At 48.4% G+C, this 16,718-nt stretch carries 14 protein-coding genes; all 14 read right to left on the bottom strand.

Annotated features, from left to right (window positions below):
• Positions 1 to 253: 253 nt before the first annotated feature.
• Positions 254 to 418 (bottom strand): hypothetical protein, encoded by a 165-nt coding sequence (locus tag JOC37_RS03200; RefSeq protein WP_204615995.1) that lies wholly within the window; start codon positions 416 to 418, stop codon positions 254 to 256.
• 57 nt (positions 419 to 475) lie between these two features.
• Complete coding sequence (locus JOC37_RS03195; protein ID WP_338017330.1) at positions 476 to 2,449, bottom strand: sodium/solute symporter; 1,974 nt, start codon at positions 2,447 to 2,449, stop codon at positions 476 to 478.
• A gap of 607 nt (positions 2,450 to 3,056) precedes the next feature.
• On the bottom strand, positions 3,057 to 3,914 hold the full coding sequence (locus tag JOC37_RS03185; protein ID WP_204615993.1) for a hypothetical protein: 858 nt from the start codon (positions 3,912 to 3,914) through the stop codon (positions 3,057 to 3,059).
• Positions 3,915 to 3,984: 70 nt separating this feature from the next.
• Complete coding sequence (gene gatB / locus JOC37_RS03180) at positions 3,985 to 5,424, bottom strand: Asp-tRNA(Asn)/Glu-tRNA(Gln) amidotransferase subunit GatB (protein ID WP_204615991.1); 1,440 nt, start codon at positions 5,422 to 5,424, stop codon at positions 3,985 to 3,987.
• A gap of 14 nt (positions 5,425 to 5,438) precedes the next feature.
• A complete protein-coding gene (gene gatA / locus JOC37_RS03175; protein WP_204615989.1) occupies positions 5,439 to 6,896 on the bottom strand; it encodes an Asp-tRNA(Asn)/Glu-tRNA(Gln) amidotransferase subunit GatA in 1,458 nt (485 codons plus the stop codon).
• A 71-nt stretch (positions 6,897 to 6,967) separates the two neighbouring features.
• Positions 6,968 to 7,249 (bottom strand): Asp-tRNA(Asn)/Glu-tRNA(Gln) amidotransferase subunit GatC, encoded by a 282-nt coding sequence (gene gatC / locus JOC37_RS03170; RefSeq protein ID WP_204615987.1) that lies wholly within the window; start codon positions 7,247 to 7,249, stop codon positions 6,968 to 6,970.
• A gap of 110 nt (positions 7,250 to 7,359) precedes the next feature.
• On the bottom strand, positions 7,360 to 7,569 hold the full coding sequence (locus tag JOC37_RS03165) for a hypothetical protein (RefSeq protein ID WP_204615985.1): 210 nt from the start codon (positions 7,567 to 7,569) through the stop codon (positions 7,360 to 7,362).
• A gap of 177 nt (positions 7,570 to 7,746) precedes the next feature.
• Positions 7,747 to 9,750, bottom strand: a complete 2,004-nt coding sequence (ligA, locus tag JOC37_RS03160; RefSeq protein ID WP_204615983.1) for an NAD-dependent DNA ligase LigA — start codon at positions 9,748 to 9,750, stop codon at positions 7,747 to 7,749.
• 61 nt (positions 9,751 to 9,811) lie between these two features.
• Positions 9,812 to 11,971 (bottom strand): DNA helicase PcrA, encoded by a 2,160-nt coding sequence (gene pcrA, locus JOC37_RS03155; RefSeq protein WP_204615981.1) that lies wholly within the window; start codon positions 11,969 to 11,971, stop codon positions 9,812 to 9,814.
• Between the two features lie 137 nt (positions 11,972 to 12,108).
• Complete coding sequence (locus JOC37_RS03150; RefSeq protein WP_204615980.1) at positions 12,109 to 13,524, bottom strand: monomeric [FeFe] hydrogenase; 1,416 nt, start codon at positions 13,522 to 13,524, stop codon at positions 12,109 to 12,111.
• A gap of 376 nt (positions 13,525 to 13,900) precedes the next feature.
• Positions 13,901 to 14,572 carry a bifunctional phosphoribosyl-AMP cyclohydrolase/phosphoribosyl-ATP diphosphatase HisIE gene (gene hisIE, locus JOC37_RS03145; protein WP_204615978.1) on the bottom strand — a complete coding sequence of 224 codons (672 nt, stop codon included), beginning with the start codon at positions 14,570 to 14,572 and terminating at the stop codon, positions 13,901 to 13,903.
• A 35-nt stretch (positions 14,573 to 14,607) separates the two neighbouring features.
• On the bottom strand, positions 14,608 to 15,366 hold the full coding sequence (hisF, locus tag JOC37_RS03140; RefSeq protein WP_204615976.1) for an imidazole glycerol phosphate synthase subunit HisF: 759 nt from the start codon (positions 15,364 to 15,366) through the stop codon (positions 14,608 to 14,610).
• A 3-nt stretch (positions 15,367 to 15,369) separates the two neighbouring features.
• Positions 15,370 to 16,104, bottom strand: coding sequence for a 1-(5-phosphoribosyl)-5-[(5-phosphoribosylamino)methylideneamino]imidazole-4-carboxamide isomerase (hisA, locus tag JOC37_RS03135; protein WP_204615974.1), 735 nt, complete (start codon positions 16,102 to 16,104; stop codon positions 15,370 to 15,372).
• Positions 16,095 to 16,709, bottom strand: coding sequence for an imidazole glycerol phosphate synthase subunit HisH (gene hisH / locus JOC37_RS03130; RefSeq protein WP_204615972.1), 615 nt, complete (start codon positions 16,707 to 16,709; stop codon positions 16,095 to 16,097). The genes hisA and hisH overlap by 10 nt, the downstream gene beginning before the upstream one ends.
• Positions 16,710 to 16,718: the final 9 nt, after the last annotated feature.

Below are 16,718 nucleotides of genomic sequence, written 5' to 3'. Positions count from 1 at the left end.
TTTGTAGTAAAAAAAGTGTACAACTGTCCAATTGTTTAACCATAAACATGTCAAAAAACTGATTCATTAGGTTAATCTCTCCGTTGATACGGTGAAAATAATCTAGTGTTTAACCTGCAAATTAAACCAGTTCACAATCTGTAAAATAGATTTTGCATACTATTTCGGGTTTTAATCAGCAACTTCTGCCAATTAACACAATCTTTTGGCTGCAAAAACAAAGTTCGGCTGCGTTATGCAGCCCTGTGCAGGGTTACCAGCGGGGCCAAAAAACAGCAAATAAAGCAGCGATGCCCAGGGCGGTCCACAAACCCGCTTGAGAACTTACCCCCATCCATTTAACACCCGCTGCCACAACTGCAATTAAACTTAAATACGCCAAATAAATAAATAATTGTTTTTTGAAACCTTTTAACATTATTAATACCCCCAACAACAAAATTGGGACAGAGCAATCTGTCCCCTGTAAACTAATTTAATGCACGCCGGCCGCACGAACATCTTCCTTAATATAATCATCAGTGAATCCCAATTCTTCCGGAGCATGCAGCGCCAGCATTTTATCGTTTATGTTAAACGGAACTTTATTATCTATTAAAGACACCACAACTATTACCGCCAAGGCAAAGGGAACCGCCCATATTGCCGGCTGTTCAGCCAATGTACGGGCAACCGGGTGCAGGGCATACCATTCGGCTAAAAAAGGCAGTACCTTCCGGTCGGCCAGCATGGTAGAAACTATTGCCAATAAAGCCACCGAACCGCCTAAAAACATACCCATACCGGCCCCCAAGGCAGTGGTGCGCCGCCACCACACACTGACAATAAGCATCGGGAAATAAGAAGCAGCAGCTATGGCAAAGGCCCAGCCCACCATCATATTGATGTCAAAACTCTCTACCATTGTTCCTAACAGAACCGCTGTACCACCGGCACCGATTGCCGCATATCTAAACGATTTTACCTTCTGGCTTGAATTGGCCCTTGGGTTAATCATTTTACCGTAGACATCGTGGGCTAAAGCACCACTTAAAGATACCAGCAATCCTGAAAATGTGGTCATAAAACCGGCGAAGGCTCCGGCAGCAGTGAATCCAGCTAACACCGAACCCAAGTAAGGCACCATATCATTTAATAAATTGGGAAGCACCAGCACAACTGAATCGGTGGAATAAGAACCATTTGCCACTGCATAAAGCTGTGGCGAAAGCAGCCTTCCCAACGCCCCAAATATGGGCGGGAAGAAATAAAATGCACCTAACAAAACTATCACCCAAAAAGCAGTCTTTTTAGCACTCTTACCATCAGGGTTTGTGTAGAACCTTACCAGCACATGGGGCAAACCGGCTGTTCCGCATAAAATGGCAATAATTAAAGAATAGGTATACAGCAATGGATAACCATACTTGGCTGTAAAGGGGCCAAAGGGCTTAATCCAGCTTTCATCTGCCGGGGCATTGGGAACCACCTGGCCCTTGGAATATAACACCGTCACATTTTCAGAACCACGCAGTGGATAAACGGTTAACTTTACCGGTAATTTTTGTACCGGCATAACTGTAAATTTTGTCCCGGCCGGAAACTGCAGCATTTGCACCTCTTTACCGGCCACTTCCCGGATTATCATTTTCCCGGGCCGATCCGTTTTTAAACTCTTTGCTGCATGTTCAACAATAACAGCCGCTCCATTAGTAAAGGTTGCAGTGGTTTTCTGAAAAAATTTAATTTCACCGGCCCCGTTATAAGTTATCATTTGGTCCTGTTGAAATCTGGGCCTTTGCTGGCTGTTCTCACCTTCGGAATGGAACTGGGACATGGCGCTGCCGTATCCACCCACAAAATACAACAAAAATACTACCGGTAGAGATATGGCTACAAGCTTAACCCAATACTGAAAGGCCTGCACAAAGGTAATACCTTTCATCCCACCCATGAACACATTAAGTGTAACCACTGCTCCCACCAGTACAACCCCCACCCAGTATGGAGTGTGCAGAATGTTCACCAGCGCCACACCCGCCCCCTTCATCTGGGGCATGGTGTAAAAGAAACCGATGGCCAGAACAAATAGTACCGCTATTTTACGAAACAGCGGGCTGTTAAAGCGCCCTTCAGCAAAATCAGGAATGGTATAGGCACCAAATCTCCTCAAAGGGCTGGCAATAAAGAAAAGTAAGAACAAGTAGCCCGTGGCGTACAGTACAGGATACCACAACACATCATAACCATATTTCATTACCATACCGGCAATACCCATAAAGGAAGCTGCACTGAGATATTCGCCGGATATTGCTGCAGAATTTAAAGGAACATTAACAGAACGGGAAGCCACATAAACATCAGACGCGCTTTTGACGCTCTTCTGAACGTAAACACCCAGTATAACTGTAACCGCAGTGAGAGCTGTTACAAATAACAGCGGAATCCAGGCAATAGTCAATATTAACACCACCCTTTTTAAATTCTTCAGTTAACCGTTTTTCCACAGCAATGGATTTTGTAACATAGATCCAGGCGATTAACCATGTTAAGGGATAAAACAACACTGCCAAGAAAAGCCAGTGAAGAGGAAAACCAAGTAACCGTACATTTACAATTTGCGGGTATAAGTAACAAAGCAGCGGTATACCGAACAAAATTACCACAAAGGCCGCAAACAATTTAATACTTAGTCTTAATTGTGCAGACATCAATTTGTTTAATAGTTGTTCTTTGGGTGTACTTGCACTCAACGACACGATAAACCCTCCCCTATTATTTTGGTAATCTAATTTTATTGTTTAGCCTGATTATAGTCAGCAAAATTGCTGGGAAATGAAAAAAAACGCCGTTTATACATTGAATTTTTAAATTAAATGGTATTATATGTGTAATATATAAACAGCCTTAACGGTTATAAATGATGTTTAAAAAGTTATGTACATAAGCCACTGCTGAAATTGATAAAAAAACGCGCTTAAACGGTCGAAAAATAAGCTTAAACGGTAAAAAGGGCATAATTGATTAAAAAACCTTAAAAAAATAGAGCAGCCTTCCTTACAAAGGCTGCTCTATTTTTACTCTAAAATCGCCTTAACCGCCACGGGAGTGTTATTCCATACTTCCGGGCCGAAATCCTTCAACAACCGCTGCTTAATTATTTCTTTTTGGGTGCTCGTTAGCTCCGGTTCTTTATCCCTTCTGCCTATCTCCACCACTTTTTCCCCGCTGTGGTGTTTGGGCTGATCCCCCAGCCGCCGCCGGGGAAAGGTCAGCTCTTCATTTACCCGGCCGTCCAGGTCGAAGTAAACGTAAAACAGGCGTAAAGAACGTATATACAGCGGGGTTTTATCCTGCCGTATAAAGGTCAGCTCCAGCGCCACCGCTTTTTTACCCGCCAGTTCATGAAATAAACGCCCGTCCTGCAGGGCATTAACCGCCAACCTTTTTATTTTATTCCCTGAAACCAGGTACATACGCAGGTTAACTTTTTCGTCCTTACCCCCGACTCGGCCGGTGAAACTGCCGGGCACCAGATCCCCGATACCGGCATTGTCACCTTGAAGCAGCTCTTTTCCCACCCGGCTGATGACAATTACATCGGTATCGGTGAGTATGGACACGTGCCCTTCCCGCAGATCAAACAGCACATCCCCCAAAAGGGGCACCACCAGGCCATCTTCCACCTTTCTCCTGTTCACCCGGGTACTGCCCACCAGGGCCAAAATCTCCACCACCCCGTCACAATCAACACAGTATGATGACGGGGCCCGGCAGTTTTCGCAGGCATCTATTTCATCAAATATAAAGTCTTCCAGTTTAAATACCTTGGAATAAACATCGCCGTCACTGGATACCTGAATTACTCTGATATTGCGTTCTCTCCATTCTCCCGCCAAAACATTAAACAAAATATCCCTAGAAGCTGTAATCATGCTTTCCTCCAGCAATTAAAAACCTGCCACCGGTTGACAAAGATATGCTGCTTTTTTAAAACCGGCACCATTACTGCAGTTTCTCACTGAGCAGTTTATTTACCAGGGCCGGGTTCGCTTTCCCTTTGGTGGCTTTCATTGTTTGTCCCACTAAAAAGCCCATAGCCTTTTTCTTACCGCTGCGGTAATCTTCCACTGATTTGGGGTTGTTGGCAATAACCTCATCGATAATGCGGGAAAGCTCGCCCTCATCGGATATTTGTACCAGCCCTTTTTCTTCCACTATTTCCGCCGGGGCTTTACCGGTTTCCACCATATCCTCCAGTACCGATTTGGCAATCTTACCGCTAATGGTACCTTTATCTATCAGCTTTAACAGTTCCGCCAGCTGGGCAGGGGATACTTTGCAGCTTGTTATTTCCACCTGGTTGGCATTGAGCAGGCGGGAGAAATCCCCCATCATCCAGTTGCTCACTGTTTTGGGTTGGGGGTATCCTTCCAGCACTTCTTCGAAATAATCAGCCATTTCTTTGGTCAGTGTGAGCACCATGGCGTCATACTCCGGCAGGCCGTACTGCTCAACATAGCGCCTCTTGCGGGCATCCGGCAGTTCCGGCAGGCTTTCTCTAATTTCTTCCACCCATTCCGGGTCCATTACCACCGGCACCAGGTCTGGATCCGGGAAGTAGCGGTAATCGTGAGCCTCTTCCTTGCTGCGCATGGAAACGGTAACTCCTTTGGCTTCATCCCAGGTGCGGGTTTCCTGGATAATCCTGCCGCCGTCTTCCAGCACCTCTATTTGACGCTGCATCTCGTATTCCAGGGCCTTCTGCAGTGCTTTGAAGGAATTCATATTTTTAATTTCTGTTTTAGTACCAAATTCAGTGCTGCCCACCGGCCGCACTGAAATGTTGGCATCACAGCGCAGTGATCCCTCCTGCATTTTGCAGTCAGATACGCCGGTGTACTGGATAATGGCTTTTAACTTTTCCAGGTAGGCCTTAGCCTCTTCCGGGGAACGCATATCCGGTTCCGATACAATTTCAATCAGCGGCACGCCGGTACGGTTGTAATCCACCAGGGAGTACGGCGTGGTCATAATGGTTCCCTGGTGCACCAGTTTACCGGCATCCTCTTCCATATGCAGGCGGGTAATGCCAATACGCTTAGTTCTGCCATCTACCTCAATATCTAAATAACCATGCTCGGCAATGGGCAGGTCGTATTGAGAAATCTGGTAGTTTTTAGGCAGATCGGGGTAATAATAATTTTTACGGTCAAATTTTGAGAAGGGAGCAATTTTGCAGTTCAGCGCCAACCCCGCTTTAACCGCGTACTCCAGCACTTTCTTATTTAATACCGGCAGTACACCGGGTAATCCCAAACACACCGGGCAGACATGGGTGTTGGGGTCACCACCGAATTCAGTGGATGAATGGCAAAAGATTTTTGTATTTGTTTTCAGCTCCACGTGCACTTCTAAACCAATAACCGCTTCCCACTGGGCCACGTTAAGAACCTCCTTTAAAAAGCCGGGCACTGCCGGTTAAATTCTGTATTTTGCTCAAAGGTATATGCTGCACGCAGCAGTGTACCTTCGCTGAAAGGTTTACCCATCAGCTGCAATCCTGCCGGCAGGCCGTCAACAAAACCACAGGGAATGCTGATACCGGGAATGCCGGCCAGGTTTACTGACAGTGTAAAGATGTCCTGCAGGTACATCTGTACAGGGTCAGCTGTGTTTTCACCAACCTTAAAGGCCGGACCGGGTGTGGTGGGTGACAGCAGCAGGTCGTACTTCTCAAAGGCTTTATCAAAGTCCTGTTTAATCAATGTACGCACCTTTAATGCTTTATTATAGTAGGCATCGTAATATCCCGCAGACAGGGCGTATGTACCGAGCATTATTCTGCGCTTCACCTCGTCCCCAAAGCCCTCACTGCGGCTCTTCATGAACATTTCTAATACGTTATCGGCTTCCACATTGCGGTACCCGTAGCGAACGCCGTCATAACGGGCCAGGTTTGAGCTGGCTTCAGCCGGTGCAATCAGGTAATAGGCCGCTAATGCATACTCCGTGTGGGGCAGGCTGGTTTCTTCCACCACTGCACCCAAATTGGAAAAGGTAACAATGGCCTCTTCAATTACCCTGCGCATTTTGGGATCCAGTCCTTCGGCCATATATTCCTTGGGCACCCCTATTTTTAAACCCCGAACATCATTCTGCAGGTATTGGGTATAATCGGGATGCTGGTATTTAACCGAAGTTGAATCCAGCGGGTCATGGCCGCAGATGGCGTCCAGCACCAGGGCGCAGTCGGTAACATCTTTGGTAAAGGGACCGATTTGATCCAGTGATGAAGCAAAGGCCACCAAACCATAACGGGATACCGCACCGTAGGTGGGTTTCATACCCACCACTCCGCAAAAAGCCGCCGGCTGCCTGATGGAACCACCGGTGTCAGATCCCAGGGCCACTATACACTCACCCGCTGCCACCGCCGCCGCCGAACCGCCGCTGGAACCGCCGGGCACTCTTTCTGTATCCCAGGGATTCCTGGTGGTATGAAAAGCGGAGTTTTCGGTGGAAGACCCCATGGCAAATTCATCCATGTTGGTTTTACCAACCATAACAGCATGCCGGGCATTTAGTTTATTCATCACAGTGGCATCATAGGGTGGTACAAAATTGTACAGTATCTTTGAAGCACAGGTTGTCTTAACACCGTTTGTACAAATATTATCTTTAATGGCTATTGGAATACCGGCCAGCGGAGATACCTGCTCACCGGCAGCAATTTTTTCGTCAACCCTGCGCGCGGTTTCCAAAGCCTGTTCCTTGGTTATTGTAATATAAGCTTTAACCTTTTCTTCTACCTCATCAATACGGCTGTACACCGCATTGGTGATTTCCACTGCACTGACTTCTTTTTTCAGCATCAGTTCATGCAGTTCATGGGCTGTCATCCGGTTCAGAGACATTTTAAGTATTCCCTCCTAAAAAACGCCGGTTTGACCGGGTGTACCACTCCCCAGTGTCATTTCCGGCTGCGTTACATAATTTTAGGTACTTTTATGTAGTTTCCTTCCTTATCGGGAGCATTGGCTAAGGCCTTTTCGTTGGGCAGGTGATCACCCACCTGGTCTTCTCTGAATACGTTCTTAATGGGCAGTACGTGAGCGGTGGGAGTGACATCTTCAGTATTCAACTGCTGCAATTTATGGGCATATTTTAAAATATCGTTCAACTGCCGGGTATACATTTCTTTTTCTTCTTCCTTCAATTCCAACCTGGCCAACAGGGCCACATGTTCAACGTCCTTTTTGCTGATCAATGCCGAGCACCTTCCTTCTATATCAAAACTGTCAACATTATACAAATTTTTTGAGGTCTATGCAAGTTATGGAAATGGCAACCCCCCCGGCTAAAGCGGGGGGGATTTTGCTAGTGTTCCTTTTGGTTCCTTATTTCATCCACCGCCTCTGAAATCATTTCCACCGACAGGCCGCCGTGAAAGCGTGGTTCATCGTTAATAACCACCAGCGGGGGATTAAATCTGCCTACCAGTTTTTTTACTTCCGGGTAAGGACTGAGGTCGTCCTGCATCAAATCCACAAATCCTATTGATACTGCGTCACCATATTTAGCTTTCATTTCTGCAGCAAATTCCTCAAATTCTTCCCGCGCGCTTTTACCGGAACCGCAGCCGGCTCCAGGACTGGGGCCTCAGCCGCCGGTAAAGAACGGCAGTTCCCCGCCAAATACCATTATTGATACCTTTGCACTCATTTCGCGCCCTCCCCGTGTATAAATCAAAGATCCGTTATCCTTCTAAACTTCTAATAGTTCCTTAAACTTTTCTTCATCAATAACTTCTACACCCAACTGCTGTGCTTTTTCCAGTTTAGAGCCGGGGTTTTCCCCCGCCAGCACGTAATCTGTTTTTTTGCTTACGCTGGAAACAACTCTGCCCCCCCGTTCTTCAATGACCTCCTTTGCTTCCTTCCGGGTGTAATTCTTCAATGTTCCGGTAAGAACAAAGGATTTTCCTGCCAGGCTGTTATTTACCGCCTTTTTGGTTTCTACATTTTTAGTATTAACTCCTGCTGATATTAACTTTTTCAGCAGTTTTATGTTATTTTCTCGGTTAAACCAGCGGACGATGCTTTCTGCCATTTTAGGGCCCACTTCCGGAACGGCCACCAGTTCTTCCTCGGTGGCCAGGGCCAGTTTTTCCAGCGAACCAAAATGTTTGGCTAATTTTTTAGCCGCAGTTTGTCCCACATGACGGATGCCCAGGGCAAATATCAGCTGCCCCAGCGGCCGCTGTTTGCTGTCCGCTATGGCGTTTAACAGGTTGCGGGCTGATTTTTCACCAATGCGCTCTAACTTAATTAAGTCATCAAACTTTAAACTGTATAAATCCCCGGCGTCATGAATTAATCCCGCCCGCAGCAGCTGCGTAATCACTGCCGGGCCCAGGCCGTCAATATCCATGGCCGCCCGGGAAACAAAGTGAAATATTCCTTCCCTGGTGCGGGCGGGGCAGTACGGGTTGGGACAGCGAACGGCCGCTTCCCCTTCTTCGCGCACTACCTTAGTACCGCATTCGGGACATTTTTCAGGGTAGATAAAATCCCGCTCCCGGCCGGTGCGTTTTTCTGTCAGCACTTCCACCACTTCCGGGATAACATCTCCCGCCTTGTGTATCACCACTGTGTCACCGATTTTAATGTTTTTCTTCTTTATAATGTCTTCGTTATGCAGCACAGCCCTGCTCACAGTACTGCCGGCCACTTCCACCGGGGTGAGATAAGCGGTGGGAGTTAACACGCCGGTACGCCCCACGCTGATTTTAATATCTTCCACTTTGGTTTTTGCCTTTTCGGCGGGAAATTTGAAGGCAGTGGCCCAGCGGGGGCTTTTAGCGGTAAACCCAAGCCGGCGCTGTTGGGCCAGTGAATTTACCTTAATTACCATGCCATCTATGACATAGGGCAGTTGAAAACGCTTTTCCAGCCAGGTATTCAAATAATCAATGACACCGGAGATAGTTTTAAAAACTTTAATATGGGGATTAATGCGAAAACCCAGTTCCTTTAACCACTGCAGGGCTTCGGCGTGGCTGTCCATTTCCGGGCCTTCCAGGTGGCCAATGCCGTATATGAATGTACTCAAATGACGGCCGGCAGTTACTTTGGGATCCAGCTGGCGCAGGCTGCCCGCCGCCGCGTTGCGGGGGTTGGCAAATAATGGCTCGCCCCTTTCTTCCCTCTGGGCATTGAGTTTGGCAAAGGCCTCTTTAGGCATATAGGCTTCCCCGCGCACCTCTAACCTGGGCACAGGTTGACGCAGTTTCAGGGGTATGCTGCCCACCGTCTTTAAGTTTTCCGTTATATCTTCCCCGGTTTCACCGTCGCCCCGGGTAGCCCCACGCACCAGGCGGCCGTTTTCATACAGCAGTGAAATAGCCAGGCCGTCTATTTTCAATTCCACCACATATTCCACCGGCTGGTCATTTAACGCCGAACGTACCCGGCGGTGGAAATCCTTGAGCTCGTCCTCGTTAAAGGTATTGCCCAGGCTGAGCATCGGTACCAGGTGTTTCACCGGCTTAAAGCCTTCCTGCACCCGGCCCCCCACCCGCCGGGAGGGGGAATCAGGGGTGGCCAGTTGGGGATATTGTTCTTCCAATTGTATCAACCGGCGCATCATCCAATCATACTGCTCGTCGGGAATAGTGGGGCTGTCCAGTACATAGTAATTGTAGTTGTGTTCTTCAATTTCCCGGCGCAGTTCTTCCACTTCTTTACGAACATCGTTGGGTACTGACACGTGTTGTGTACCTCCTGTACATATCAATCACATTATTTAGTATACCCACATCAGCCGGCAGCTAAATTTTCTGCAGCGGGGCATATCGGGCTATCAATTTTTTCATCCCCTGTCCCGGGAAGGTTACCGTTATTTCCGCCTCTGCACCTTCACCCTTTATGGCTACAATAACACCGGGGCCCCATTTTTTGTGCATCACTTTATCACCCAGTTGAAATTCCTCTGCTTCCCCGGGGGAAATGCTTTTTCTGCCCCATGTCCCCGTTCCGGAAGTGCTTTGTTTAACCACCGGCTGGGGTTTATCTTCTTTGATCAATTTTTCCGGTATCTCACCGATAAAACGTGACGGCATGTTGTTTTCCCTGCGGCCAAACAGCGTACGGGTCCAGCAGTGACTCAAATAAAGTTCTTCCTTAGCCCTGGTGATACCTACATAACACAACCGCCGCTCTTCTTCCATTTCCTTCTCCTCATCCAGGGAACGGGAAATGGGAAATACTCCTTCTTCCATACCGGCCAGAAATACCACCGGGAATTCCAACCCCTTGGCGGTATGCAGTGTCATTAAGGATACTGCGTTGGATTCCCCTTCATATTTATCTTGATCGGTAACCAGTGAAATGCCGGCCAGAAAATCTTCCAAACTGCCGGCTTCGTTATTGCGGTCGTATTCCTGGGTTACAGTAATAAATTCCTGCAGGTTTTCCAACCTGGTGCGGGATTCCACGGTATCCTCCGCTTCCAGCTCATCCCAGTAACCGCTTTCGCTCAGTACTTGTTTCACCAGTTCAGTAACATTTAAATACTGCTGCTGCCGTTGAAAGTTTTTAAACATGTGGGCCAGCGCAGCAGCTGCACTGCGCACCTTACTGTTAAGCCCTTTAATTTCACCGGCATGGGCTAAGGCATCCACCAGGCTGGCTTCCATATCCCTGGCCTTAGTGATGATCTTTTCCACCGAAGCGGGGCCGATGCCCCGCTTGGGAACATTGATTACCCGTCGAAAGCTCACGGTATCGTAGGGGTTCACCACCAGGCGCAGGTAAGCAAGCAAATCTTTTATTTCCCTGCGGTCATAAAACTTTAACCCGCCTATAATGGTGTAGGGTATGTTGGCGGCTAATAAACTTTCTTCAATGGCTCGGGATTGGGCATGGGTACGGTAAAGAACCGCAAAGTGGTTGTAACTGCGGCCCGCTTCCACTCCCCTGCGCACCACACTGGAAATGAAGAACCCCTCCATCCGCTCATCTTCACATTTCTTCAGCACAATGGGAGATCCCTTACCCAGGGCCGTCCATAAATTCATCTCTTGGGAACTAAAATTACGGCTGATCACTGCATTGGCAGCGTCCAAAATGGTTTGTGTGCTGCGGTAGTTCTGCTCCAATTTTACCACTTTAGCTTCCGGGTAATCCCGCTCAAAGCTGAGAATATTGGAAATGTCAGCACCACGCCAGCCGTAAATAGACTGGTTTGGATCACCCACCACGCACAGGTTCCTGTGCCGGCTGGCCAGCATGTTTACCAGCACGTACTGCACATGGTTGGTATCCTGGTACTCATCCACCAGTATGTATTGAAATTTATCTTGATAATATCTAAGCAGGTGCTCAAAACGTTGAAACAGTCTTACGGTAAGCACCAGCAGGTCATCAAAGTCCAAAGCGTTGTTGTGCACCAGTTTTTGCTGGTACAGCTTGTACACCCTGGAAACAGTTTGCGTATAATAGTCAAAGGCCTGGGCATCGTATTCTTCCACCCCCACCAGCCGGTTTTTGGCGGAAGATATGGAACCCAGTAAGCTCTTGGGGTTAAAACGCTTACTATCAATATCCAGTTCTTTTAAACATTCTTTAATTACCGTCTGCTGGTCTGAAGTGTCGTAAATAACAAAGTTTTTATCATAACCCAGGTTTTCAATTTCCCGGCGCAAAATGCGCAGGCAGGCCGAGTGAAAGGTACTGACCCACAAATCCCGGGCCTGCTGGGCCGGCACCATGTTGGCCACCCGTTCCTGCATTTCCCTGGCTGCTTTATTAGTAAAGGTAATGGCCAGGATGTTCCAAGGTAGTATACCCTGCTGCAGTAAATAAGCAATGCGATGGGTTAACACCCTGGTTTTACCGCTTCCGGCACCGGCCAGCACCAGCAGGGGGCCCTCCGTATGCCGCACAGCCTCCTGCTGGGCCGGGTTTAAGTTTTCCAATATGTTTTGCATAATACCCTCCTACCGACTTTAGCATCGCGTGTATTATAACATAATTCAGCAGGTGATTTGCGTTATTTAGCTTGGAAAATAAAAACCAGCCCGAAGGCTGGTTAAAAAACCGGTATATTTTTCTGATGGTCATACCCTTACGCACTGTTAGTCTTTTTATCCTTTGACCCGGCAGCTGCTTTACCGGCAAATCTCTCCACCGCCCTGGTGGCCACGGCAGCCTTAACCAGCGTACCCGGCCCGCCCACGCAGCCGCTGTCGCAGGCCATGCATTCAACGAAAGTAAACTTATCATCACTGGGCTTCATGGCCGCTTTTTTCAGGGTGGATAAACAGTTCTTCAACCCCTGAACTTTTATTACTTCCAAAGCCATATCTTCCGGCAGGTGACTGGTAACCGCCTCTGTTACACCGCCGGCCCTGGCAAACAGGCGGCCGTATGGTGAAACCCCTTCCATTTCTGCCGGAATGTGTTCCAGCGGGTTAATGCCTGCTGCTTCAAATATGGCCACCAGTTCTTCAAAGGTTAACACCATGTCAATTTCATCACCCCAGGCTGCCTCAGCCTTTTTAGCTATGCAGGGGCCAATAAACACAGTGGTTACTTTATTTTGGTACTTATCCTTAATTACCTGGCCGGCAACCCGCATGGGAGACAAACTGGTGGAAAGTTTATCTGCCAGTTCCGGCAGGTTCTGCTTCACTGCACTGGCATATGCCGGGCAGCAGGAGTTTGTCATCAGTTTGTGATCATAGTGTTCCTTAATTTCCTCGGCCTCTTGTTCAGCCACTATATCTGCCCCGTAAGCTGCTTCCACCACATCATCAAAACCTAATTTCAGCAGTGCCGATTTAATGTGCCCAGGTGTAACCTTAGGCCCAAACTGACCGGCAATGGCCGGGGCGATAATGGCCACCAGGGGCTGCTCTTTCTTCCTCAGGTTTTTGATAACATCACACATTTGAGAAGTATCGGTAATGGCACCAAAGGGGCAAACCGACACACACATGCCGCAGGAAACGCATTTTTCCATGTCTATAACCACACTGCGGTTTTCATCCACCGTAACAGCACCTACGCCGCATGAACGTTCACAAGGACGGGTAATTTCAACAATAGCATGATACGGGCAGCTTCTGGCACATATTCCGCATTCCACACAGGAAGAGTTATCTATAAAAGCACGGTTTTGGATTACTGAAATGGCCTTTTTAGGACAACTGTTGCGGCAGGGATGGGCAACGCAGTTTTGACAAGCATCGGTGACAACGTACTTGTTTAATGAACACCCGTTGCAGGCTTCGGGAATAACGGTAACAATTTGACCCTTCGGCCCTTCTCCCATGGCTATTTTCACCCGATGCTCGGCAATGGCCCTTTCTTTATATATACAGCAGCGATAACGGGGCGGCCCATCGGGGACAATTTCCTCAACTATATTTTTGATATCTTTTTCACTGATCTTTTGATCCAGCGGTTTTTCAAATGCCCAATGAGCTACCTTGGAAAGAACTTCCCGGCGCAGTTTGGTAATCTCTGACGCAGGATTCATGTTATTCGCCTCCCCCCTATGCTTGTTATATTATCCGGTAAAACATTTATATAGTCAACCGAAATACAAGTAGTGCCAATTGGATAAAATATTCATTGATTTTGAAAAAACATAATTTTGCACTTTTAAAAACTTCAATCATTGTTTTTAAAATTGGACAGTTGTTTGCTTGAACGGTTGTGATAATTATCTCATGCTGAGAACAAAAATGTCAATTAGCCGACAATAAGTTTTAATTTCGTAAAATATATGCATTTTTTGAATGTAGTCAATTGATTATTAAATTCTAAAAATTGAAAACACTATAAAAGAGGCCTGGTAAAAAATCAGGCCTCTTTTGAAAAGGTTATCTTATTAGTTAGTTTAACATGGGAGTCTACTTTCTTCTTTTAGCCAGTTCAGCGTAGATATCTCCCGGCGCAATCCCCTGCTCGGCCAGCAGTACCAGCAGGTGGTAAATCAAATCCGCCGCTTCATAGGTTACTTCATCCCGGTTCCTGTTTTTAGCCCCAATGATAACTTCTGCCGCCTCTTCGCCGATTTTTTTGCAGATTTTATCTACACCCTGGTTAAAAAGATAAGTGGTGTATGAACCCTCCGGCCGTTCTTCTTTACGCTGCAGTATCACATTATACAGCTGGTTTATCACACCGGCAGCAGCATCACGGTACACTTCCTGGGGGTTAAACTGCTGTTCACCTTCCACCGTCACTTTACCTTCCCGGTGTACCAGATAGTGAAAACAGCTTTTGTATCCTTCATGGCAGGCCCCGCCCCCCGTCTGCTCGGCCAGTACCAGCAGTGTATCCCCGTCGCAGTCATGGTACACCGCTTTAACCTTTTGTACATGGCCGCTGGTTTCACCCTTGTGCCACATTTTTTGCCTGCTGCGGCTGTAAAACCAGGTTTCCCCGGTGGACAGGGTTTTCTCCACCGCTTCTTTATTCATCCAAGCCATCATCAAAACTTCCCTGGTTTCACTGTCCTGCACGATGGCCGGAATTAAACCCTGCTGATTAAACTTTAAATTATCAATGCTAAATTTCACCTCAAGACCTCCATCTTCCGGTCTTCATTTTGCCCTCATACTCTCACCGGTATACCTCTTTCTGCCAGGTATTCCTTGGCCTGGCCGATGGAATACTGCCGAAAGTGGAAAATAGATGCCGCCAGTGCCGCATCAGCCCTGCCTTTGGTAAATCCCTCCGCTATGTGCTGCAGGTTACCCACCCCGCCGGAGGCTATTACCGGAATATTTACCGCTTCCACCACCGCGCGGGTCAGTTCTAAATCAAAACCTTCCTTGGTGCCGTCACGATCCATGCTGGTAAGCAGTATTTCCCCGGCCCCCAGTTTTTCCACCCTCTGGGCCCATTCCACCGCATCAATGCCGGTGGGGGTGCGGCCGCCGTGGGTGTATATTTCCCATTTCTTTTCCCCCACCTGCCGGGCATCAATGGCCACCACAATGCACTGGCTGCCGAACCTGGCCGCCCCTTCCTTTACCACCCGGGGGTTTTTAATGGCCGCTGTGTTTACCGCCACTTTATCCGCCCCGGCCTTTAACATTTCCCTTATATCTTCCACCGTCCGGATGCCGCCGCCCACGGTAAAGGGAATGAACACCTCTTCGGCGGTGCGCCGCACCACATCCAGCATAATGCTGCGCCCGTCGCTGGAGGCGGTAATATCTAAAAACACCAGCTCGTCGGCACCCTCGCGGTCATAAAGGGCTGCCAGTTCCACCGGGTCCCCGGCGTCTCGCAGGTTGACAAAATTTGTACCTTTTACCACTCTGCCCCCGGTAACATCCAGGCAGGGTATAATACGTTTTAACAGCACGTTCTACACCTCCCGGCCTGCAGCCACTGCCAGGGCATCTTTCAAGTCTATCCTACCGGTGTACAGCGCCTTACCTATGATGGCTCCTTCTACACCGGCACTCTCCATCTGTTTAATCCTGCGTAAATCATCCAGTGTAGAAACCCCGCCGGAAGCTATTACTTTTAACCCGGAACCCCTGGCCAGCTCCCCGGTGGCCTCCAGGTTGGGTCCTTTCATAGTCCCGTCCCGGCGGATGTCGGTAAATACCACTCTTTTTACCCCTATTTCCTTCATCTGCCCGGCCAGCTCAAGGGCTGAAATACCGGACTCCACCGCCCATCCCTGCACTGCCACCCGGCCTTCCCGGGCGTCAATGCCCAGCACAATTTGTTCATCAAACCGTTCCACCGCCCGGCGCACCATTTCCGGTTGGGCAATGGCGGCGGTACCCAGTATTACCCTGTGCACGCCTAAATTCAAAAGGCTTTCAACGGTGCTTAAATCCCTGATACCACCGCCCACCTGCACCGGGATATCCAGCACCGATACTATTTCTTTAATCACTGCCAGGTTCCTGGGTTCCCCGGCAAAGGCCCCATCCAGGTCCACCACATGCAGGTATTGACAGCCCAACCGCTGCCAGTGTTTGGCCGTTTCCACCGGGTTATCGCTGTAAACCGTTTCCCGGTCCAGGCGGCCTTCCACCAACCGCACGCATTTGCCGTTTCTCAAGTCAATGGCCGGTATCACCAGCATCTTTCCACCAACTTTCCGAAGTTCTGCAGTATCTGCAGGCCCAGCCGGCTGCTCTTTTCCGGATGAAACTGAATACCAAATACATTATTTTCTCCCACTATAGAAGCAAAGCGCACCCCGTAATGGGTGGTGGTTAAAATAACATCACCATCCGCCGGATCAACGTGGTAGGAGTGTACAAAATAAAAGGCGGAACCATCGGGCACTCCCTCCAGCAGCGGGCTTTGGCGTTTAATTTCAATTTGGTTCCAACCCATGTGCGGCACTTTTAAACCGGGAGGCAGCCGGCGCACTCTGCCGGCAAAAATACCCAAGCCCGGGGTTTTCCCCCATTCCTCGCTGTATTCAAACAGCAGCTGCTGGCCCAAACAGATACCCAGCAGCGGTTTGCCGGAAGCGGCAATCTCCTTAATGGCTTTCACTAGGCCTGTTTGATGTAAATTTTCCATGGCATCGGCAAAGGCCCCCACACCGGGCAGCACCACCCCGGAATAATTTACCAGCTTTTCCGGCGCGTTCACTATTTCCGCCCGGTAACCAACCTTTTCAAACCCCTTTTGTACACTGCGCAGGTTTCCCATACCGTAATCTATAATGGCAATCATTTCTTAACT

The organism is Desulforadius tongensis (assembly GCF_016907915.1).
Classification (GTDB): domain Bacteria; phylum Bacillota; class Desulfotomaculia; order Desulfotomaculales; family Desulfohalotomaculaceae; genus Desulforadius; species Desulforadius tongensis.
Note: the sequence above shows the minus strand (reverse complement) of the source record. Positions and strands in the feature narration are given on the sequence as shown.